Source organism: Lysinibacillus sp. TE18511, assembly GCF_054062295.1.
Genome location: NZ_JBSSFD010000041.1, coordinates 13,420 through 35,259, shown reverse-complemented (window position 1 = coordinate 35,259; position 21,840 = coordinate 13,420). Strand labels below are relative to the sequence as shown.

16 protein-coding genes and 1 riboswitch are annotated in these 21,840 nt (G+C 38.4%); of the genes, 7 read left to right on the top strand and 9 right to left on the bottom strand.

Going from position 1 to position 21,840, the window contains the following annotated elements; genetic code table 11:
* Positions 1–33: 33 nt before the first annotated feature.
* Genes hutI through hutH form a run of 3 tightly spaced genes read right to left on the bottom strand, consistent with a single transcriptional unit; the run spans position 34 to position 4,520 of the window.
* Positions 34–1,320 (bottom strand): imidazolonepropionase, encoded by a 1,287-nt coding sequence (hutI, locus tag ACVWXS_RS21325; RefSeq protein ID WP_368638006.1) that lies wholly within the window; start codon positions 1,318–1,320, stop codon positions 34–36.
* Positions 1,317–2,987 carry a urocanate hydratase gene (gene hutU, locus ACVWXS_RS21320; RefSeq protein WP_456960068.1) on the bottom strand — a complete coding sequence of 557 codons (1,671 nt, stop codon included), beginning with the start codon at positions 2,985–2,987 and terminating at the stop codon, positions 1,317–1,319. Before hutU ends, hutI begins: the two co-directional genes overlap by 4 nt.
* Positions 2,988–3,005: 18 nt before the next feature.
* The gene (gene hutH / locus ACVWXS_RS21315; RefSeq protein ID WP_456960067.1) at positions 3,006–4,520 is read right to left on the bottom strand and encodes a histidine ammonia-lyase; all 1,515 of its coding nucleotides are present in this window, start codon (positions 4,518–4,520) and stop codon (positions 3,006–3,008) included.
* Between the two features lie 204 nt (positions 4,521–4,724).
* On the opposite strand from hutH, the gene ACVWXS_RS21310 reads away from it, so the two are divergent.
* Both ACVWXS_RS21310 and ACVWXS_RS21305 read left to right on the top strand, forming a co-directional pair.
* The gene (locus ACVWXS_RS21310) at positions 4,725–6,179 is read left to right on the top strand and encodes a helix-turn-helix domain-containing protein (protein WP_456960066.1); all 1,455 of its coding nucleotides are present in this window, start codon (positions 4,725–4,727) and stop codon (positions 6,177–6,179) included.
* A gap of 330 nt (positions 6,180–6,509) precedes the next feature.
* Entirely contained in the window at positions 6,510–8,015 is a 1,506-nt protein-coding gene (locus ACVWXS_RS21305) for a catalase (RefSeq protein ID WP_368638010.1), read from the top strand.
* Positions 8,016–8,177: 162 nt separating this feature from the next.
* Here ACVWXS_RS21305 and thiC read toward each other — a convergent pair whose 3' ends face one another.
* The 4 genes from thiC to ACVWXS_RS21285 all read right to left on the bottom strand — a co-directional run bounded on the left by thiC (position 8,178) and on the right by ACVWXS_RS21285 (position 13,790).
* Positions 8,178–9,956: a phosphomethylpyrimidine synthase ThiC gene (gene thiC, locus ACVWXS_RS21300; protein WP_456960065.1), complete on the bottom strand. Its 1,779-nt coding sequence runs from the start codon at positions 9,954–9,956 to the stop codon at positions 8,178–8,180.
* 140 nt (positions 9,957–10,096) lie between these two features.
* A riboswitch (TPP riboswitch) is annotated at positions 10,097–10,211 on the bottom strand.
* A gap of 47 nt (positions 10,212–10,258) precedes the next feature.
* Positions 10,259–10,420 carry a hypothetical protein gene (locus ACVWXS_RS21295; RefSeq protein WP_456960064.1) on the bottom strand — a complete coding sequence of 54 codons (162 nt, stop codon included), beginning with the start codon at positions 10,418–10,420 and terminating at the stop codon, positions 10,259–10,261.
* Positions 10,421–10,560: 140 nt separating this feature from the next.
* Positions 10,561–11,490: an AEC family transporter gene (locus tag ACVWXS_RS21290; RefSeq protein ID WP_456960063.1), complete on the bottom strand. Its 930-nt coding sequence runs from the start codon at positions 11,488–11,490 to the stop codon at positions 10,561–10,563.
* Between the two features lie 197 nt (positions 11,491–11,687).
* Positions 11,688–13,790 carry a methyl-accepting chemotaxis protein gene (locus tag ACVWXS_RS21285; protein ID WP_423491106.1) on the bottom strand — a complete coding sequence of 701 codons (2,103 nt, stop codon included), beginning with the start codon at positions 13,788–13,790 and terminating at the stop codon, positions 11,688–11,690.
* A gap of 241 nt (positions 13,791–14,031) precedes the next feature.
* Between ACVWXS_RS21285 and ACVWXS_RS21280 the strand changes: the two genes are divergently transcribed.
* Complete coding sequence (locus ACVWXS_RS21280; RefSeq protein WP_456960062.1) at positions 14,032–16,212, top strand: S-layer protein; 2,181 nt, start codon at positions 14,032–14,034, stop codon at positions 16,210–16,212.
* 244 nt (positions 16,213–16,456) lie between these two features.
* Here ACVWXS_RS21280 and hepT read toward each other — a convergent pair whose 3' ends face one another.
* Together hepT and mntA are read right to left on the bottom strand one after the other, a co-directional pair.
* On the bottom strand, positions 16,457–16,864 hold the full coding sequence (gene hepT / locus ACVWXS_RS21275) for a type VII toxin-antitoxin system HepT family RNase toxin (protein ID WP_456960061.1): 408 nt from the start codon (positions 16,862–16,864) through the stop codon (positions 16,457–16,459).
* Positions 16,854–17,267, bottom strand: coding sequence for a type VII toxin-antitoxin system MntA family adenylyltransferase antitoxin (gene mntA, locus ACVWXS_RS21270; protein ID WP_427498942.1), 414 nt, complete (start codon positions 17,265–17,267; stop codon positions 16,854–16,856). The genes hepT and mntA overlap by 11 nt, the downstream gene beginning before the upstream one ends.
* A 418-nt stretch (positions 17,268–17,685) precedes the next feature.
* Here mntA and ACVWXS_RS21265 point away from each other — a divergent pair, with 418 nt between their 5' ends.
* The 4 genes from ACVWXS_RS21265 (at position 17,686) to ACVWXS_RS21250 (ending at position 21,745) form a co-directional block, all read left to right on the top strand.
* On the top strand, positions 17,686–18,990 hold the full coding sequence (locus ACVWXS_RS21265) for a hypothetical protein (RefSeq protein ID WP_456960060.1): 1,305 nt from the start codon (positions 17,686–17,688) through the stop codon (positions 18,988–18,990).
* A 409-nt stretch (positions 18,991–19,399) separates the two neighbouring features.
* Positions 19,400–19,654 (top strand): FeoA family protein, encoded by a 255-nt coding sequence (locus tag ACVWXS_RS21260; protein WP_402989379.1) that lies wholly within the window; start codon positions 19,400–19,402, stop codon positions 19,652–19,654.
* Positions 19,651–20,376 carry a FeoB small GTPase domain-containing protein gene (locus ACVWXS_RS21255; RefSeq protein ID WP_456960059.1) on the top strand — a complete coding sequence of 242 codons (726 nt, stop codon included), beginning with the start codon at positions 19,651–19,653 and terminating at the stop codon, positions 20,374–20,376. The genes ACVWXS_RS21260 and ACVWXS_RS21255 overlap by 4 nt, the downstream gene beginning before the upstream one ends.
* Positions 20,348–21,745 carry a nucleoside recognition domain-containing protein gene (locus tag ACVWXS_RS21250; RefSeq protein WP_456960058.1) on the top strand — a complete coding sequence of 466 codons (1,398 nt, stop codon included), beginning with the start codon at positions 20,348–20,350 and terminating at the stop codon, positions 21,743–21,745. Before ACVWXS_RS21255 ends, ACVWXS_RS21250 begins: the two co-directional genes overlap by 29 nt.
* Positions 21,746–21,840: the final 95 nt, after the last annotated feature.

The following is a 21,840-nucleotide window of genomic DNA, read 5'->3' as shown; positions in this document are numbered from 1 at the left end:
AGCATTTACTGCCTTATTTATGCCTTGGATTATTTAATTTACTAGTTGATTTTTCAAGAGAATACCATCTTGTACAACAACTCGCCCATCTTTAATAACTGTATTCGTATGGTTCATGCCATAGAAATATTGTAGCTGCTTGTAATTGGCAACATCCAATATAATGATGTCAGCTTGTTTGCCCGTTTCAAGTGACCCAATTTGATGGCCTCGGTTCAGTGCGTATGCTGCATTAATGGTTGTCGCTGTTAACACTTCTTCTAGTGTCATACCCATATGCATACAAGCTAAATTCATGATAAAGGGCAGACTCATCGTTGGAGATGAGCCAGGATTAAAGTCAGTTGAAATAGCTACAGGTACCCCTTCATCAATCATTAGACGCCCCCTTGCAAATGGAGCTCGTAAGAAGAATGCTGTTCCAGGTAACAACACGGCAATCGTGCCAGCTTCCGCCATTTTCTGTATACCTTCATCAGAAGCAACTAGCAAATGCTCAGCTGAAATCGCCCCTACTTCCGCAGCAAGCTCCGCTCCCTTATAGGGCTCAATTTCATCAGCATGAATTTTCGCTGTTAATCCATGCGCTTTTCCAGCCTCTAAAATACGTTGCGACTGTTCTGGAGTAAATACACCTTTTTCACAAAAAACATCATTAAATTCTGCAAGCTCTAACTTGGCCACTTGCGGCAGCATGTCATGAATCACTACATCTACAAACTCATCCTCACGTCCTTTATAGTCACGGGGCACTGCATGAGCCCCCATAAAGGTACTAACGACATCAATGTCATGTGTAGCTTGCAATTTTTTTGCTACCTCGAGCTGCTTCTTTTCTGTTTCCCAATCCAAGCCGTAGCCAGATTTTGCTTCAACTGTTGTGACACCATGCTTTAAAAACACGTCTAAGTGATGCATCGTTTTTTCATATAGATCCTCAAAGCTAGTTTCTCGTGTTCGCTTTGTCGTGGCATGAATCCCACCACCTGCATTCATGATTTCCATATATGTGGAACCATTGAGCCGCATATTAAATTCTTGCTCACGTGTACCTCCATGAACTAAATGCGTATGACAATCTACGAGACCCGGCATAACAATTTTACCGGAAGCATCAATAACCTCTGCTACCCTAACTAAATCAGGGAAATCCGCTTCTAGCTGTTCATAAGCCCCAACTGCTACAATGCGATTTCCTTCTATTAATACGCTGCCTTTTTCCACTACTGCAATTTGACGCATTTGTTCTTTTATACGAGGACCTTGTACAGTACTTTTTAGCGTAACCACTTCATTCGCATTTTTAATTAAAATCGTCACTTAGCATCATCCTTTAGCATTGGTATATGCACACCTTTATTCTTGGCTGTATTAATGGCAATTTCATAGCCAGCGTCCGCGTGACGTGCAACACCCATTCCCGGATCCGAAACTAACACTCGTGCAATTTTCTCAGCAGCTAGCTTTGATCCATCCGCTACTAACACTTGACCTGCATGCTGAGAGTAACCCATACCTACACCACCACCGTGATGAACACTTACCCAACTTGCACCACTTGCTGTATTGACAAGTGCATTTAGAATTGGCCAGTCTGATACTGCATCAGAGCCATCAAGCATACCCTCCGTTTCACGGTTTGGTGATGCAACAGAGCCAGAATCTAAATGATCTCGCCCAAAAACAATCGGTGCTGATAGCTCACCATTAGCAACCATCTCGTTAACCTTCAGTGCAAAACGATGACGGTCACCATAACCTAACCAGCATATACGAGCCGGTAAACCTTGCCATTTCACCATCTTTTGCGCCATATCAATCCAATTTACTAGACCTTCATCATGGGCAAACATTTCTTTTGCAAGTGCATCTGTTTTATAAATGTCCTCAGGGTCACCGGAAAGTGCAGCCCAGCGGAATGGCCCTTTCCCCTCACAGAATAACGGACGAATATACGCTGGAACAAAGCCTGGGAAATCAAAGGCATTTGTTACACCCATCTCTTTGGCATAAGCGCGAATATTATTTCCGTAATCAAATACTTCTGCGCCTGCTTGTTGGAATTCAAGCATTGTACGAACATGTTCAGCCATTGTTTCTTTTGCTCTTCGCTCATATGTTTTTACATCTTTTTTACGAAGTTCTAGCGCTTCTTCAAACGTCATACCATTCGGTACATAGCCATTTATCGGATCATGGGCAGATGTTTGATCTGTTACAAAATCAGGAATAATACCTCGGTTCAATAGCTCACGATTAACATCTGCACAGTTGCCAACAAGACCGATGGATGCAGGCTCTTTTTTGTCACGGAGTTTATTGACTAATTCAATCGCTTCATCAACTGTCTCTACAATATAATCACAGTAGCCCTCTTTTATTTTTCGTTCAATTCGAGCACGCTCCACTTCGACTACTAAAATGACAGCACCAGCCATTTTCCCAGCTAGAGGCTGTGCACCGCTCATCCCCCCCATACCACCTGTAAGGATGAATTTGCCGCGTAAGTCAGCTGTGCCAAATACTTTTTTGCCTGCCTCTACGAATGATAGATACGTTCCTTGTAAAATTCCCTGTGCACCAATATAAATCCAGCTACCAGCAGTCATTTGACCGTACATCATTAAATCGCGTTCCTCTAGCTCATAAAAATGCTCCCAATTTGCCCACGCCGGCACTAAATTAGAATTCGCGATTAATACACGTGGTGCATGTTCATGTGTACGGAATACAGCAACTGGCTTTCCTGATTGAATTAGAAGTGTTTCATCATTCTCTAATTCTTTTAATGACTTAATAATTTGCTCATAGCTCTCCCAATTACGTGCCGCTTTACCGATTCCACCGTAGACAATCAGCTCATCAGGATTTTCAGCTACTTCAGGATCTAAATTATTCATTAACATACGCATCGCAGCTTCCTGTGTCCATCCTTTACACGAAAGCACCGTTCCCCTTGGCGCATGAATTGTAGTTGTTGTTTTCATATTGCCATCCCCTTTGTTTTAATTTGATAATTCCACTAAATCATCACTTTCTAATAAATATTCCGCTAATGCTTCAATTTCATCTCCAATCGGCTGATCCGATAAAAGCGGTGGGCAAAATTCTCGTACCTTTTTCAAATACTTATATGTTGTTGGTGATAGTTGCTCTTCTGCCTTATCTAGATGAATAGCCTGTGATGCACAAATCATCTCTATCGCTATGACACGAGCAGCATTGTGGACGATTTGACGCACTTGTCGAGCAGATGTCGTACCCATGCTTACATGATCCTCTTGGTTGCCTGACGTCGGTATAGAATCCACACTAGAAGGATGTGCCAACACTTTATTTTCAGAAACAATAGATGCCGCTGTATATTGTGCAATCATTAGTCCACATTCAATACCAGGATTTGTCGCTAAAAATGGCGGCAAACCTTCATTAAGATACGGATTAACCATTCGCTCTGTACGTCGCTCTGAAATATTAGCCCACTCACTTACACCAACTTTTAAGAAGTCCATCGCTAATGCAATCGGCTGACCGTGGAAATGCCCTCCTGATAACACTTCTCCATTTTCTAAAACAATCGGATTATCTGTCGTTGCATTCATCTCAGTTTGCACGCGGTCCTGTGCATAGAAAAATGACTGCCAGGAAGCACCATGCACTTGCGGAATACAACGTAATGAATAGGCATCCTGCATCCGTATCTCACCTTGCTTCGTCACACGTTTACTTCCCTCAAGCCACTTACGAATTCGCCCGCCTACAAGCTCTAATTCCGGATGTGGTCTTACTGCTAAAAGTGCTGGGTCAAACGCTGATGTAATCCCTTTTAGCGCCTCAAGCGTTAAACTCGCTGCCATATCTGCCGCAAGCCCAATACGCTCTGCTTCGTTCACCGTTAAAACACCAATACCTGTCATTGCTTGTGTACCGTTAACAAGCGCTAGCCCTTCCTTAGCCTGGAGTCGAACCGGCGTTAGCCCTGCTTGCTCTAAAGCCGAACTACCGCTCATAACCTCTCCGTTAAACTCGGCCTTACCTTCACCTACTAGCACTAAAGCCAAATGTGATAACGGCGCTAAATCCCCACTTGCTCCAACCGAGCCTTGAGATGGTACAATCGGGTGCACTCCCTTATTTATAAAATCCACTAGTAGTTGCACTGTTTCCTGACGAATCCCTGAAAAACCACGCGCTAAAGCATTGGCACGTAAAACCATCATTGCACGCACAACATCTGTTGGAAATGGAGCACCAACACCTGTTGCATCTGAGCGCAATAAGTTTAGTTGTAAAAGCTCAATGTCTTCCTCTTTAATTTTTATATTACTTAATTTTCCAAACCCTGTATTCACACCATAAATTGTTTGCCCTTCAGCTAAACGCTTTTCTATTCGTTCTCTACTTAAGCAAATACGCTCCACACTTTCTGTAGATAGTGCAACCGTAGCACGACCTTTTACAATTTCTTCTATTCGTTGTCTCGTTAATGTATTGCCATCCAGCTCAATGATCGACTTCATATGATATCCTCCCATTCCTTCTGTGCTATGTAAAAAATGCTTTTTATAATAGCGATTACTCTATTTACATTGTACTAACTACCTTTTTCAGAAAATAGAGAATTTTAAAAGAAAAAACATGATTTATTTCAGATTTTTTGTTATTTTTAATAATATAATCGTATTTTTTTACGAAACTAGATTGTTTTAAGGAGATTAATTGTCATGAGGGTGTTATTAATTGATCGAGATCCTACTGAACTTACAGGTATTCGTTGGTTTTTACATACGTATTTTCCTGGAGATGTAACGATTGAAATGTGTACAGCTATAAATGAGGCGCCTCAAAGTATCCAGCAATTCGAGCCTGAGGTAATACTGCTGAACATCGACCTAATTTCAAATAATCGTTTAACTGCACTTTACCGTGTTTTGCAAAAACAATCGGGAACTATTCTAGCTATGACGACGGAGCCATTATTTAAAAATGCATTGAGGGCAATTGATTTACAGGTCGCACATCTTTTTGTTAAACCAATTGATTTAGAAATATTAAAGCAAAAACTCACTGCTATTTCTCTTCGTACACCAAAGCCAAAGGTAGCTTATCAAGAAACTTCTGATGAATCTTTTTACTATCGATTATTTTTAGATAGTAAGACAAGTTCAATAGAAACAAATATACATTTCACCATGATCGAGCCTGAGCATTCAGAAATGTTTAACAAGCTGTTCAACTGGCTCCAGCAAACACCTATTTTTTATCATATGAAGATTTATCCTTTATCAGATAGAATCGTCTGCTTATTTCAAACGGATGATTTAAAAATTGTTGAAAAGGATGTTCGGACATTAATGAAGGAATGGTGGCTGTCACACAATAGCTCTTTAAATATCGGGATTTATGATGGAGAACCTACAACGATAAAGAATATGTATACATTAACAGAGCGTGCCCTTCATCAAAGTTTTTATGAAGGCTTTGGACACATTTTCTATGCGAGCAAACAGTTTGAAACGCAGCCTCTCGATCCTTTGTTAACACCAGAGGAGCAACAATTACTAATAAGTAGTTTAGAGGTCGGAAATCTTGAAACCGTCAAAGCATTTTTATATCGACTATCTAATGAAGGAATTTATTATGAGCAAGATGACTTACGTATTCATCTAACGAGTGTATTGGCACAAATTCGCCGCTTTATGCTGAAATATAAATTACATGAGAAAGCTGCAATTGAGCAAAATTATCGCCAGCTTTTTCATTTAATCATCGAGCATCCGATATTTTATACCATTCTAAATAGCATTATTTCGTTTACTCAAAGACTTATTGAATTGGCTCGTGAGGCACGATTAGAAAAACGAGCTGACTATGTAGAACTGGCAATAGAAATTATCGATCAACAATTTCAGGATAGCGGGTTATCTTTACCATTCGTTGCCCATAAATTAGGGATTAGCCCCAATTATTTAAGTACCATCTTTTCAAAGAAACAAGGATTGCCTTTTAAGCGCTATCTACAGCAAGTTCGTATTCATAATGCTACAAAAATGCTTTTAGAAACCGATTTTGCTATTAGCGAAATTGCCCAACTAAATGGTTTTGATGATTCAAATTACTTCATTAAAATTTTTAAACAGCAAATAGGAATTACTCCTAACCGTTATCGTAAAGCTTGAAAAGAAGTACGCTAGAATTTTTCAATTAGCATAATTTTTTTCAATTTGAAAGGATTTAACACAAGGATTCTCATTATTTCTATTTACCTTTAGTCGTCATAATATAGAAGCATTTATCTTCTTATTTCTTCATAACGTTTTAGAAAAGCTTAAATATCACAAAAATCTATGCATATATTAATAATTTTACACATAAATTTAAAGTTTATATCTTAATGTAAAAATTCTTTAACAATAATCATTATAATTTACTAGCAATTCTATTTTATATTTGTTATAGTAATTCATGAAGAGTTCAACTCTCATCTTTTTTTCAGGAGGTAAACTAATATGACAAATGCAAATGATCGTAGCCGCCGCTTCACAACAGCAGGTGGTGCACCCGTAGTAAGCAACCATGACTCAATGTCAGCAGGTCCTCGTGGTCCTCTATTACTTCAAGATGTATGGTTAGTTGAAAAATTAGCAAACTTCAACCGTGAAGTGATTCCTGAACGTCGTATGCACGCTAAAGGCTCAGGTGCATTCGGTACTTTCACTGTAACTCATGATATTACTAAATATACAAAAGCTAAAATCTTCTCAGAGGTTGGGAAAAAAACAGAAATGTTCGCACGCTTCTCAACTGTTGCGGGTGAGCGCGGTGCAGCAGATGCTGAGCGTGATATTCGTGGATTTGCGCTTAAATTCTATACAGAAGAGGGTAACTGGGATTTAGTTGGTAATAATACACCTGTCTTCTTCTTCCGTGATCCATTACACTTTACTGATTTAAACCACGTGGTAAAACGTGATCCACGTACAAATATGAAAAACGCAAATTCAAACTGGGATTTCTGGACTTTATTACCGGAAGCGCTTCACCAAGTAACAATAGTTATGTCTGACCGTGGTATCCCAGCTGGCTACCGCCATATGCATGGTTTCGGTTCTCACACTTATAGCTTCATTAATGCTGAAAACGAGCGCGTATGGGTTAAATTCCACTTCCGTACAGAGCAAAGTATTCAAAACTTAACTGGTGATGAGGCAGCGGAATTGATCGGTAAAGACCGTGAATCTTCACAACGCGATCTATATGAGTCAATCGAAAAAGGCGACTTCCCTAAATGGAAAATGTACATTCAAGTAATGACAGAAGAACAAGCTCGTGAATTACCATATAACCCATTTGACTTAACAAAAGTATGGTATAAAAAAGACTTCCCACTAATTCCTGTTGGTGAATTCGAGTTAAACAAAAATCCAGACAATTACTTTGCAGAAGTTGAGCAAGCAGCGTTTGCACCATCTAACATTGTTCCTGGTATTAGCTTCTCTCCAGACAAAATGTTACAAGGTCGTATCTTTGCATATGCTGATGCACATCGCTACCGCTTAGGTGTAAACCACCACTCGCTTCCTGTAAACGCACCAAAATGCCCATTCCGCTCATTCCACCGCGATGGTGCTATGCGTTTCGACGGCAACCTTGGTTCAACTTTGGGCTATGAACCAAATAGCTACGGCGAATGGGAGCATAATTTAGATCATAAAGAACCTGACTTACGTATTGACGGTCATGCTGGTATCCACGACTTCCGTGAAGATGACAACAATTACTTCGAGCAGCCAGGTAAATTATTCCGTCTAATGACTGCAGAAGAGCAACAACGCCTATTCGAAACTACAGCTAACGATATGGCGTCAGTTGAGGAGTTCATCAAACGTCGTCACATCCTTCACTGCTATTTAGCTGATCCAGCATATGGTGAAGGTGTAGCAAAAGCGATGGGTCTTTCATTAGAAGGTATGGATCTTTCAAACCCATACGTAAAACAACCAACTAACGTTTAATTTATTTCAGCCTAGGCTTAATTGATTTTTTCCACTTATTATTGATATCCAAATCCAACTTTTTACTCCATGCGAAGAGCAACTTCACATGGAGTTTTTTTACGTTTTAATGATTAAGAAAGGCTTGTGCCTAAAAAATAGACACAAGCCTTACGCTTTGAATTATTGATAAATCTGACTGCCCGCCTTTTTAAATTCCTCTGCCTTTTCCTGCATACCTTTATGAATAGCTTCCGTAGTATTCATATCTTTATCCTTTGCATAAGTACGAATATCCTGCGAGATTCTCATACTACAAAACTTAGGTCCACACATTGAACAGAAGTGCGCTGTTTTCGCCCCTTCTGCAGGTAATGTTTCATCATGATATTCTACTGCTCGCTCTGGATCTAGCGCTAAGTTGAATTGATCGCGCCAGCGGAATTCGAAGCGTGCTTTAGATAATGCATCGTCACGCTGCTGTGCTCCCAGATGCCCTTTCGCTAAATCAGCTGCGTGTGCAGCAATTTTATACGTAATAACCCCTACTCGAACATCCTCCCGATTTGGTAACCCTAAATGTTCTTTAGGTGTTACATAGCACAGCATTGCCGTACCAAACCAGCCTATCATTGCAGCACCAATAGCTGATGTAATATGGTCATAGCCAGGAGCAATATCTGTTGTCAACGGCCCTAAAGTATAGAAAGGAGCTTCCTTACACACCTCTAACTGCTTGTCCATATTTTCTTTAATAAGATGCATTGGTACATGCCCTGGTCCTTCTACCATCACCTGTACATCATGCTTCCAGGCAATTTGCGTTAATTCCCCTAGCGTTTCTAGCTCTGCAAACTGCGCCTCATCATTAGCATCTGCGATAGAACCTGGACGTAAACCGTCACCTAAAGAGAAGGCAACATCATATGTTTTCATAATTTCGCAGATTTCTTCAAAATGCGTATATAAGAAGCTCTCTTGGTGGTGATATAAACACCATTGTGCCATAATCGAACCGCCACGGGACACTATACCCGTTACACGATTCGCCGTTAATGGTACATAGCGTAGCAACACCCCTGCGTGAATTGTGAAGTAATCAACACCTTGCTCAGCCTGCTCAATCAACGTATCACGATACACTTCCCACGTTAAATCCTCTGCCACACCATTTACTTTTTCTAGCGCTTGATAAATCGGTACTGTCCCTACTGGCACTGCGGCATTACGGATAATCCATTCACGCGTCGTATGAATATGCTTACCAGTCGATAAATCCATAATGTTATCAGCACCCCAACGTGTAGCCCACGTCATTTTTTCTACCTCTTCCGCAATAGAGGATGACACCGCTGAATTTCCAATATTGGCGTTGATTTTCACATGGAAGTTACGTCCAATAATCATTGGCTCGGCCTCAGGGTGGTTAATATTAGAAGGTAAAATAGCTCGACCCGCCGCAATCTCTGAGCGCACAAATTCAGGATCTATGTTTTCGCGAATCGCTACAAACTCCATTTCTGGCGTAATGATTCCTTTTCGCGCATAGTGAAGCTGCGTTACATTACCACCTTTCTTAGCACGTAGAGGTTTTCTAGATAAATCCGGAAAAACATTTTCTTGAATACGTGGATCATCCGCATTACGGAAACCGTTATCCTCTGGCTTGATTGTACGACCTTCGTATTCCTCGACGTCACCACGTTCTCTGATCCATGTACTACATAAAGCTGGCAATCCCTTCGTAATATCTACTTTATATGCAGGATCCGTATACGGACCACTCGTATCATAAACACGAACTGGCGCATTTTCCTCTTCACCGAAGCTACCTGTCGTTGGACTTAAAGCAATCTCACGCATTGGCACTAAAATATCTGGTCGTGATCCTTCCACATACACTTTTTTGCTTCCATCAAAATTTGACATAATCGTAATATTCTTTTCGCTAACTGTTGTCATGAACTATTTCGCTCCCGTTTTTACGTATTTTTATACAAGGACCAAATCTAGCTCACCCCTCAAAAAACAAAAGCCGAATCCAAAAATTTTTTGGATCCGGCTAAGAATGTAAAGGTATAGTTATCGCAAAGAGCTTATATTGCAATAAAGGTTAACTTTCCCACGCTGGTATGAGCCAGATCAGGTCCAAAGGGTCAAGAAACCTCTATGCGTTTCCCTCTCAGCCCGACTCATCAGACTCCCCTAGTTAATGCTATTAAGTTTGATGATAGTGTAGCAGATATTGCTAAGAGATGGAAGCTTCATTTGATAATTTTTGGCTTATCATCAAAACGTGTGGTTGATTTCCGTTCCGGCTGGGCGCTTTCCTGGGGGCGTCCGATGAGCCGCTTCACTCGCTTTGCTCGCTCCAGGGTCTCATCTGTGACGCTGATCCCCAAGGAGTCGCCCAGCCTCCACTCCAATCAACCTATTTACATTACATACGTTTTAAAAAATATAATCACTAACTTTTTGGTGATTAGCCTATTTTAAAAAATCAGAAGGATAGCCACTTACTCAAGCTAGGCTGTCACTCTATCTTATTCCAAATAAAATCCAGCAGTTAGGTAAACAACAGCTCCGCTACATAAATCACAATCGTCACGGTAATACAGCTTACAATCGTTGAGAATAAAACAGTTTGTGCAGCAGTTGCAGATTCCACACCATATTCTAATGCTAGACTAGAGCTATTACGTGATGTCGGGAAAGAACTAGCTATAAAAAGAGATTGTGCCACGACACCATCTAGGCCAAGTGTAAAAATAATCAGTAAAGCTACAGCTGGCCCTATGATTAGTCGTGTAAAACAACTAATAAATACCGTCTTATTGAACATCGATTTGATTTCAAGCTGTGATAGCTGTGCCCCTAACGTTATTAACGCTACAGCGATAAAGCCATCTGCCACATGGTCTATCGGAATTTTTATAAACTGTGGAATAGTGATATCAAAATAGTTCATCGCTACACCAATAATAAGGGCATGAATAATAGGCATTTTGAGGAAATCTTTCACAATAGACATGCCTGATTTTGTTGAAGAAATTAAATTGTACAAGCCATATGTATAGGTCGTCATATTTTGAAAGATCACGAGAATGACCTGAATCGCTACTCCAATCGGCTGCGTCACGAAAATCATCTGCGCGACTGGAATACCATAGTTTCCTGAATTAATAAGGACTACACTATTTTTAAACACCGCAGCCTCTGTTTTTACTAAACCAAGTCCCTTTGCTATAAAGTGACTAAGCACCATTTGACTGCCGATAAAGAGTAATATAAATAATGCAACTTCTACAAGAACTGGCAGCTCTATATGCGTTTCATATAAATTCACAAAAACAGCTGCTGGCATAAAGCAATATGTAATAAGCTGAGATAATGCCTTTAAATTAAAGTGAAATTTCTTTTGTAAAACTGCGCCGAGTACTAGAAGTACCAAAATAGGAGCGACAATCTGGAAGAAAATCATACCGAGATACATCATAGTGATCCCCCCTTTCCCTTCCTATAGTAGTGCTGTTTTTTCGCTCGGTCAATGCACCTCAATGTTATCTCATCATTCATGAAAGGTATTTTCTTCAGAAATGCACAATACTAATCCAGTGTTTTTTATCAGGAAAAAACGCAAAAAAAGACTGCCTCCAATATCAGGCAGTCCTTCTTAAAATTCATCCTTTAACATTAAGCAAGCTTAAATCGATTAACGACCGCTTGTAATTCATTTGAAATCTCTTTCATATTATTAATGGAATCTGCAACCTTTTGTAGCTCCGCTTGCTGATCAATAGCAGACGCACTTACCTGTTCCGCAGATGCAGCAGTCTCCTCTGAAATAGCTGAAATACTTTGGATTGCCATAATCGCTTGATTTTTATGCTCTAACATATGAGAAAGCTGAGTCATTAATTCATTAATTGAAGTTGCGATAGAACTAGAAAGCTCACTATTATCTTTAAACGCAAGCTCCGTGCCTTGTACTGATTCATTTTGAGCTTCTATTAAGCCCGCATTTGAAGCAATAACAGCAACTGTTTGCTGAGAATTCACAAGAATACTATCTACTGTTCGCTTTATGACCTCTGTTTCATTTTTTGATTGCTCTGCTAGCTTTCGCACTTCCTCTGCAACAACTGCAAAACCTTTACCATGTTCACCAGCTCGAGCAGCTTCTATGCTTGCATTTAAAGCTAATAAATTTGTTTGCTCGGTAATACCTTGAATAGACGAGATCACTTGATTAATATTGGCAATATTGGACGCCAAAGACTCGACTTGCTGTTGAACACGCCCATTCATTGTATTTGTTTCTGCATTACGTTCACGTAAGCTTTCGACTTCTTTCATTCCTTTATCTGTAGTTGCTTTCGTTTTATTCGATAGCTCATCCATTTCATTCGAAAGCGATGTAATGGCATCAATCTGATCGGATAGATCAATCATTCGATAATTTGTTTCTTCTGTATCCTCAGATTGTTTTGATGCCCCTTGTGCAATTTCATTAATAGCTACAGAAACCTCTTGACTTGAAGCTACTATTTCATTAAATGCTTCATGAACATGATTGGATGATTGATTAAGCAATGTCGTCGAATTCAGAACCGTTTGAATGGCACTATTCGTTTGATCTAGCATATTATTATAAGCTAGTGCAACCATACCAATCTCATCAGGCTTAATATATTTCTCATCCACTTTTTGAGTTAAATCTCCTTCTGCCGCCGTTTCAATAGAAGTACGTAAAAACTTTAATGGCTTCAATAGTTTATAGATAAATAGTGCACTAGCAACGGTCATTAAAACGACTATAATAATTGAGGCTATAATTGTAAAAATAAGTACATGATTATAAGTTTCTAATATTTTGGATTTAGGTAGCACTATTTGTACAGTCCACGTCTCATCAATTCCATCTAAAATCATCGGAGCAAAAACATTAAATGCATTTTCCTTAAGTTCTGCCGAATCCATATACATACTTTTTAGCTCGCCATTATCCATAGTTTGCTTAATGCTTGTCCAATCCATATGATCTTGCATATTTAATCCCTTTAAAGCCTCACCGAAGCTATTTGCAGTTAAAACCCCATTATTAGTAATAATTGCAGCATAGCCACCATCTGGCTTTACGGACTCTGTCAATTCAGTTAAATAATCAATAGCCAAATCTGCCGTCAATATGCCGAAAAATGATCCTGAAGCATCGACTAATGGAACAGAAATCGTTGTCATTAGTACTGTTTTTCCATTTACATTATAATCATAAGGCTCCGTTAAAACTGCTCGCTCCTCTTCTTTCGGTATCCAATACCACTCTGAAACACTCTTATCTTCTAGACCTTCAAGAGAAGCAGTTATTATTTTATTCTCATCTTTACTTAAGTAAGGGACAAAGCGATTTTTTGAATCCACTAAAGTAGCATGAATTGTCGGATCTATCTTTGTGGAATTCTGTTCAAAAACAGCGCCTACACCAAGTAAATCTTCATTATTAACTAAATTACTTTCCATCATATCTATGACGCCTTTAGCAGAAAGCTCGCCATTTTTCTCCATACTTTCAATTATCCGCTTCGTTGTCAGTAATGTATTATTTACTTTCTCAAAACGTTCACCCATCTTTGCTGCTGAATATTCTGCAGTTTCAAGCGTCGCACTTTCCGCATCATCAACACTTTGAGTCTTTAAAATATTGCCTGTAATCGTTGTATAAGTAATAAATAATACTAAAAATAACCCTATTATTAGGGAAGATAGTTTTAAAGCAATACTCTTAGATTTTTTCATCACAACACCCCTTTTTTATAACATAATAATGGATGGAATGTTGTACCACAATAAAAGATTTAGCGAATAAAGTAGAATTTTATAAATTTATCGAGGAATTTCAGGAAAGTATTAAGTATTACGAAAAAAGGACTATTGTTTTACTTCATTATGCTAAACAACAAAATATACCCACTTTTATACTAAATTAAAGTATTCTATGATATATTATCCATTAAATACAATGATCGGAGTGACTGAAATGAAGAATAAAGCGTTCACTACTTTTATGGCAACTGCTATTACAGCAACGTTAGTGTTGCCAGCGTCAACTGCAAACGCTGCTTCTAATGATTCACCTTTAAACCACTCAATTCAAATTGATGAGCAGATAGTTGCAGCCAAAACAAAGGTTCCATCAGGTCAAACCGTTACCATTACCAATATCACTAAAGATAAAGTAAGTACATCCAATGGCCAATTTAAAATTAGTCAGTCGCTGAAGCCTCTCTTTAATACATCGAATAAAACTGCATTAACGAATGCCGAAGCCACAGTCGTAGTGAAAAACGGTGAAATTACAAGCGTTACAGCACTAACATTAAATAAAGCTGGTACAAACAAAAAAACAGTGTATTTTGATGGCGGTGATGCACAGATAGCAGGAAATCTAACCGTAAATGCGGATTATGTTAAAGTGCAAAATATTGATATTGACGGTGAATTTATCATAACGAACCGAGTAAAGAAAGCAATTACTATCGATGGAGTAGATGTTGAGGAGACGATCACATTCAAGCCTCTACTGACGAGAAAAGTAAATTGGTTATATGTCTCTTTAAAAGATATTAAATCCTCAAAGATTAATGTGGAACGCTCTAAAATAAATGTGACTTCTGACCAACCTATTTCTAAAGTCGATGTGGTAGGTAAAGTTAATACATTTGAAGTTAAGGCTAATGTTGATAAACTTATAATCGATGTTGAAAAGGATTTTAGCCTTTATGGAGAAGGTAAAATTGAGCAAGTAATTGTCAAACACGGAGCGAAGGTAGCTTTAGATTCAGGACATCAAATTAACAAAGTGCAGGTGGATGATAAAAAGGCCTCTGTAATTTTACCAGTCGTGAATAAATCAGAGCTAAGTAAATTAGTGTCTACACCTCCGTATGTTGCAGTTTCTTATAATGGAAATGACATTTTAACAACTGAAAAATGGACAACACAAGCTGAGCGTTCTGCTTTCGAATCCGTAGTAGCAAGTGCAGGAGCAGTAGCTAATAATCCCAACGCCTCACAGGAACAAGTGAGCAATGCGATTACACACTATAAAAACGCATTAGTAGCTTATCAAGCCGCACAAAAGAATGGAACAAAATATACTTATGGCGATAAATCTTCACTTCAATCGCTTATCAATTCTGTTCAGTATGTTACGGTCTCTTGGAATAATGGTAATGATGTAGCTTCATATGTACCTTGGACGACTCAAAGTGAGAAGGATGCTTTAGCTTCTGCCGTTTCATCTGCTCAGTATGTTGTAAATAATAGCTATTCAACTCAGTCTGATATCACAAATTCTATTAGCAATTTAAACTACGCGATCACGGTTTATAAGAATGCACAAAAATATGGTACTTACCAAACTAATACCGATCGATCTGCCCTTTTATCGCTTATTAACTCTGTTCAGTATGTTGCAGTTTCTTGGAATAACGGTAATGATGTAGCATCATATACACCGTGGACGACTCAAAGTGAGAAGGATGCTTTAGTCTCTGCCGTTTCATCCGCTCAGTCTGTTGCAAATAATAGTTATTCAACTCAGTCTGATATCTCAAATTCTATTAGCAATTTAAACTACGCAATCACTGTTTATAAAAATGCACAAAAATATGGTACTTACCAAACTAATGCCGATCGATCTGCCCTTTCATCACTTATTAACTCTGTTCAATATGTGACCGTTTCTGTCAATGGATCTGAATTATCTTCTAATGTCACTTGGACGACACAAAGCGAAAAAGACGCTTTAGTCAATGCGGTTTCATACGCTCAAAGTGTTGCCAATAATGGCTACTCGTCTCAGTCAGAAATATCATCTGCATATAATTATTTATATAATGCTATTTCAACGTATAGAAGTACTCATAAATCCGGTGTAAATTATCGAAATTATGTTGATAAATCTTGGCTAACGTCACTCATTAATTCTGTTCAGTATGTAAAGACTTCTGCTAATGGAGATGGAACTGACGTACCCAATTATGAAAAGTGGACAACAGAAAGAGCAAAACGTGACTTAGACAGAGCAGTGCAAAACGCTCAATCTGTTGCCAGTAACTCCTATGCATCTTCGTACGAAGTGACAGATGCTATTAACAGTTTAGACAAGGCAATCAGCATTTATAAGGAAGCCCAAAGTTACGGTAATCAAAAATAGAAAATAAAAAGGACTCTACACCGAGAGAGTCCTTTTTATTTCTTATATTGAGCTAGTCTTAGACCAAAACATCTATTTGAACTTTTGTATATTCCCTTTTCCAGTTTTTATATCAAAAGGATCCCTTATGACAAGTCATTCACGTGTTTTAATTGATATCGGGGCTATCCGTCAGTCCGACCATTCTATCGGTTTATAAAATAAAAACAACAGGAATAGATTTCCGTAGCCTGTTGTTTTTTCGTTATACAAGCAATATTGCTGCTGTATATGCTTTAAAATCGCCTAAATAATTCTCGATGATTGCTTGGAGTATGTTTAATTCAATAGCCTGATAATCATGCACAGCAATATTTCGGAACCCAACCATATTCATTAATGTTTTTGCTAATTCATGGTCAATAATGTTATTCTCCTCAAGTAACTTGAATGCTTCTCTACTCGTTTTAGGTAAACCAAGCTTTAAATCACTAACAATATGCATCGCCAAATCAATACTAGCTTCACACGCACGTTGAATATTCAAAATGATACTATCCTGCTTCGTAAAATCTTGCAAATTTTCAGGATTACTACCATACACTTCGTTGACACGCTTCACACAACGTTCAATTGTAGCAATTTTATTTAGAACAACATCATTAGTTACCATAGACACTACCCCTCTCTTCAATTGATCTCAAAATCTCCGCACGTTGTTCATTTAACGTTACATACATTGATAGGGCCTTCATTCGTTCTTTAACAAAGGTGTTCTCATCTTGGCAATCAATGACCATACCACTTGAAAAAATTTGTGCTGCAAACACTGTATCAACCGTCTTCATATCGACTAAATCAATATCAACATTACAAGCCTGTGCAATTTCTCCGGCTAATAGAAAACGTTCGTAACTTGAGAGAGGCTTATCTGCAAAATACGCTATATCTAAATCACTATCTTCACGTGCCGAACCCCGCGCATAAGAACCAAAAACAATAACAAAGGCTGGTTTAACAGCCGTAGCTAACTTTTCAACAACTACCTTCTGCCAGTTTCGTTGCAAATAAAACACCCCCACTCCTTCTTAAAATCATTATAACAAAACTTTATCCTTAGTATGAGGGTTCTATCCGTCAGTTCCAGGAGTCTATCCGTTCGTTTGTTTGATCGTTCTATCCATCTCGATTGAAAAAAGCAGACTACGGACTTATCTGCTTGTTTACATTTCGTAAGCTCATAAGTACATAAGACACAAAATCTTAAAAAAAATGCAAAATCTATCTACCTATTCCCCAAAATATACATAAAAAAATCCTAAGCTATGATAAAATTGGTTTATCAACATATATTAGGATAATTCCGTCTAGACAGGACCCTTTTCAGCAAATAAATAATTAATCGTTTCTTAAGGCAATTAAAGGTTTTACCTAGGATAAAAACCCTATGATTTACCATTACACTTTTCAAAACAACAGGAGGTTTCTCATATCATGAAAAACAAAAGAAAACTAGCTTTACTCGCCCTAGTTGCTGTCCCTTCACTGATCTATACTGCACCAACTACGTCAGCATCGGCTGCTGATGTTTCTGGACATGCAAAAACGGCTTACATATACAATAATAATTATTACTACAACTCAAACGTTACAAATGTTGTACAACTTATTTCGAACATTAACGATACTTATTACTCATTCCAAGCAAACCTTGAGGCAGCCCTCAAAGCCTACAACGAGTTAACTGAAACGGAAAAACAATACGTCACGAATTATTCAACACTATCAAATCATCAACAAACGAGAGTAGCGTATCGTAAGCTTGCTGCACAAATTGATGAGAAATTAGCCTCTGTGGAGTCAACTTCTGTTAATTACTACCAAAACGTCGTAGAAACGAAAGATTGGTACAATACGTTAAATGCAGCGCAAAAAACCTTTGTGAGTGCTGAATCACAAAGAATACTGAATTCCTATATCACGCCAAATACATCTATCGATAAAGTGGTCAATAAAATCCAATTGTTAAACTCTTCTCGTATTAGCTTCCATCAGGATGTAGCTGATGCGAGAGCCGAGCTCAATGCACTACGCAAACATACAAACGTCTCATTACCTGCTGGCGTCGAAAAGATTTTATTAGATGCTGAACAGCTTGTTGTGAAGGATAAAGCAGCGGCTAAGGAAGTAGAAAATGCTATTGCAGCTTTATCGCCTAAAACGTCCACTGCTCAAGATGTACAGGCAGTCAAAACAGCTTTCGAAGCTTTAACACCCGTGCAACAGCAGCTTGTGCCAAATGTCTGGACATTAGCAGACTATGTAAATGGTAAATATGATCTGCCGGCTAAAGGAAATGCGAAAAAAACACCGACTTTTTCTGACAAAGCAGCCTTACCTGGTAAAATCACGGCTATGACTAGAAACAAAAATACCTATACAGCAAAAATTAATGTTGCTGACTCAGAAAATAGTACAGAGCGCTTTGTTTTAACAACGAAATCCAATATGACTGTTATTATTCCACCGCTAGGAACTCTTCTTAATGAGGATACTGGCGTAATGGAAATTCAAATTACACGAAATTTGAATCGAATCACATTCCAAGCAACATTAAATAATAAACCAGTTGAATTTGAGGCAGATATGGAAATCATTCTCGAGAATTTACCACTGAATGCCTCCATCGTTCGTACCTATGACTTTAACGAGCAGATGCCAGCTGATTACACTGTAGAAGGAAATCAACATTTTATTCAAACATCTACACCAGGTACATTCCAGATCGTTAGAAATTAATCCCCTTCATGATCTCCAGTAAAGATTAAAAAAATCATAACCCTCTGCCGATACTTTGTTATTAGCAGAGGGTTTAACATTATCAAACCCCTCTTGAAAATTTTATTAGGCACATGTAACAAAATCTTATTAACATACCATAAAGAGGACTATGCCTTAGCAATACAGCAACGACTTTCTTCTTCCTTGTTTTCCTAAACATATTCCTCTTTTCCACTTCCCTTAGTCCAGCAACCTTTTATGCCATGTCACACCCTTCAATTAACTAGTTCTTTTGTCGCGCATTTCATAAAAATTTTTAAAATCATTGACATCTGTCATAAATCCAGCATATTCTTTAATAAAGTTTCCTTAGAGAAACAATATAAAGCACGGGAAAGATTATTAAGGAAAGGAATAAAAAAGGCGTATGACAAAAACATTGAGACCACTTTCAGAATGCTCATTTGGAGATTGTTTTTTAATAAAAGAAATAAATATTGAAGGTCCTTTAAGAAGAAGATTATTAGATTTAGGCTTTGTGAAAGGAGCAGAAATCTCTGTTCTTCGTAAAAGTCCTTTAGGAGACCCTGTTGCTTATCGTGTAAGCAATACAACAATTGCATTACGTAATGATGAAAGCTCTAGAATTCTAGGAGAAATCGTTAGGGGGGCTATAAAGTGAGCGTAAATAGAATAGCTTTAGCAGGTAATCCAAATACCGGTAAAAGCACATTGTTTAATACATTAACAGGATTGAAGCAGCATACCGGAAACTGGCCGGGAAAAACAGTTGTCCATGCAGAAGGATCCTTTGAACATAACGGTGAACAATATGTACTCGTGGATTTACCCGGTACCTATTCTTTATTTTCAAATTCAGCAGATGAGGAAGTCGCAAGAGATTATATTATTTTTGATCAACCAGATGCAACGATTGTTGTGCTGGATGCAACATCATTAGAAAGAAATTTAAATCTCGCACTCCAAGTATTGGAAATGACTAACAATGTCATCATTTGTATCAACTTAATTGATGAAGCTGAGAAAAAAGGTATCCGAATTGATGACAAGAAATTGGCTCGTGAACTGGGAGTCCCAGTCGTAAAAATATCAGCCAGAAATAAAAAAGGAATTGATCAATTATTAGATACATTAAATCAACTAGTGCACGGGCAAATTGTTACGACCCCTTATCGTATGACCTATTCGAAAGAAATAGAGGAAGCCATTTTAAAAGTAGAATCGAAAATAAAAGGCTATTTTGATGGTAAATATCCATCGAGATGGATTGCCCTTCGTTTACTTGATGGAGATGAGGAATTGATCTTAAAACTACAAAATCATAAAAATAATAGACAAGGAGAGGTGATAACAAATGGAGCCCCAGTCAGTGTTAAATCATAACTTACTAAAAGACATATTGGCTGAAGTGAAAGAAGTCTCGAATGAGGATATTCGAGATGAAATCGTTAGTGATATTTATGCTAAAAGCAAATCTTTATGTAAAAAAGTAGTGTCGGAGCAGCAGCCGGGACTATATAGATCCGATAAATTAGATGAAATTTTCACATCTCGTATTTGGGGATTCCCTATTATGCTTATTCTGCTTGGAACTGTCTTTTACATTACGATTGCTGGCGCAAACGTACCATCAAGCATGTTAGCGGATTTATTTGGCTATCTAGAGGGTAAGCTAACAATAATTTTTGAAGCAATGCACGCACCAGAATGGCTACATGGTATTTTAGTGCTTGGGCTGTTTAGAGGAACCGGTTGGGTTATTAGCGTTATGCTACCGCCAATGGCTATCTTCTTCCCTATCTTCGCCTTACTAGAAAACTACGGTTACCTACCACGCGTAGCATTTAACATGGACCGTTTATTTAAACGAGCAGGAGGACACGGGAAGCAATCATTAACAATGGCAATGGGCTTTGGCTGTAATGCTGCCGCTATTCTATCTACGAGAATAATAGAATCTCCTCGTGAACGAATGCTGGCCATTTTAACGAACAATTTTGTCCCTTGTAACGGGAGATGGCCAACACTTATTTTATTAGCATCATTATTTATGACAATGGGTTTTACAGGGGCAACAGGTACATTTATGACAGCAGCAATTTTAATGGGATTTGTCCTGTTAGGTGTTGTTGTAACATTAACTGTATCCTGGGTTCTTTCTAAAACGGCTTTAAAGGGTGTACCCACTCATTACACATTAGAGCTTCCACCATTCCGTAGACCAAAGTTCTGGAATACGATTTTAAGAGCAAGTATTGATAAAGCATGGAATGTACTAAAAAGAGCGGTTATCGTTGCAGCGCCTGCCTCTATTTTGACTTGGATATTCGCAAATATTTACATTGGTGATACAAGTATTTTAATGCATTTTGTTAACTTTTTAGATCCGTTTGGTCAGGCTCTTGGTATGGATGGCTTTATTTTGGCCGCCTTTATTCTTGGGTTACCAGCTAATGAAATTGTGGTCCCTATCCTAATTATGGCGTATTTATCTCAAGGAGCGATGCTTGAGATTGAAGATTTATCGAAGCTAAAGCAAGTGTTTATCGACCAAGGCTGGACGTGGCTGACAGCTTTAAATATGATGTTATTCTCACTTCTACACTTCCCTTGCGGAACGACTTTAGTAAACATTTATAAAGAAACAAAAAGTCCGAAATGGACATTTATGTCATTTTTGATTCCAACTGTCATTGCCATTGGCGTAACATGGCTAACGGCAACAATTGCTCGAGCGTTTGGTTGGGTGTGATGATGAAGGGGCTGTTTAATGCCCCTCTTTTTTATTCTTCGAAATTTGTGTTTCAACTAGGTATTCAATAAAGTGTGAAACTTTATTGAGCGGGA

Bases quoted from the DNA above. Each gene is read 5' to 3' on its own strand.
- thiC (WP_456960065.1), bottom strand. From the start codon at position 9,956: ATGACAACAGTTAGCGAAAAGAATATTACGATTATGTCAAATTTTGAT.
- ACVWXS_RS21305 (WP_368638010.1), top strand. From the start codon at position 6,510: ATGACAAATGCAAATGATCGTAGCCGCCGCTTCACAACAGCAGGTGGT.
- ACVWXS_RS21250 (WP_456960058.1), top strand. From the start codon at position 20,348: ATGGAGCCCCAGTCAGTGTTAAATCATAACTTACTAAAAGACATATTG.
- hutU (WP_456960068.1), bottom strand. From the start codon at position 2,987: ATGAAAACAACAACTACAATTCATGCGCCAAGGGGAACGGTGCTTTCG.
- hutH (WP_456960067.1), bottom strand. From the start codon at position 4,520: ATGAAGTCGATCATTGAGCTGGATGGCAATACATTAACGAGACAACGA.
- ACVWXS_RS21280 (WP_456960062.1), top strand. From the start codon at position 14,032: ATGAAGAATAAAGCGTTCACTACTTTTATGGCAACTGCTATTACAGCA.
- ACVWXS_RS21285 (WP_423491106.1), bottom strand. From the start codon at position 13,790: ATGAAAAAATCTAAGAGTATTGCTTTAAAACTATCTTCCCTAATAATA.
- hepT (WP_456960061.1), bottom strand. From the start codon at position 16,864: ATGGTAACTAATGATGTTGTTCTAAATAAAATTGCTACAATTGAACGT.
- ACVWXS_RS21265 (WP_456960060.1), top strand. From the start codon at position 17,686: ATGAAAAACAAAAGAAAACTAGCTTTACTCGCCCTAGTTGCTGTCCCT.
- ACVWXS_RS21310 (WP_456960066.1), top strand. From the start codon at position 4,725: ATGAGGGTGTTATTAATTGATCGAGATCCTACTGAACTTACAGGTATT.
- ACVWXS_RS21260 (WP_402989379.1), top strand. From the start codon at position 19,400: ATGACAAAAACATTGAGACCACTTTCAGAATGCTCATTTGGAGATTGT.
- ACVWXS_RS21290 (WP_456960063.1), bottom strand. From the start codon at position 11,490: ATGATGTATCTCGGTATGATTTTCTTCCAGATTGTCGCTCCTATTTTG.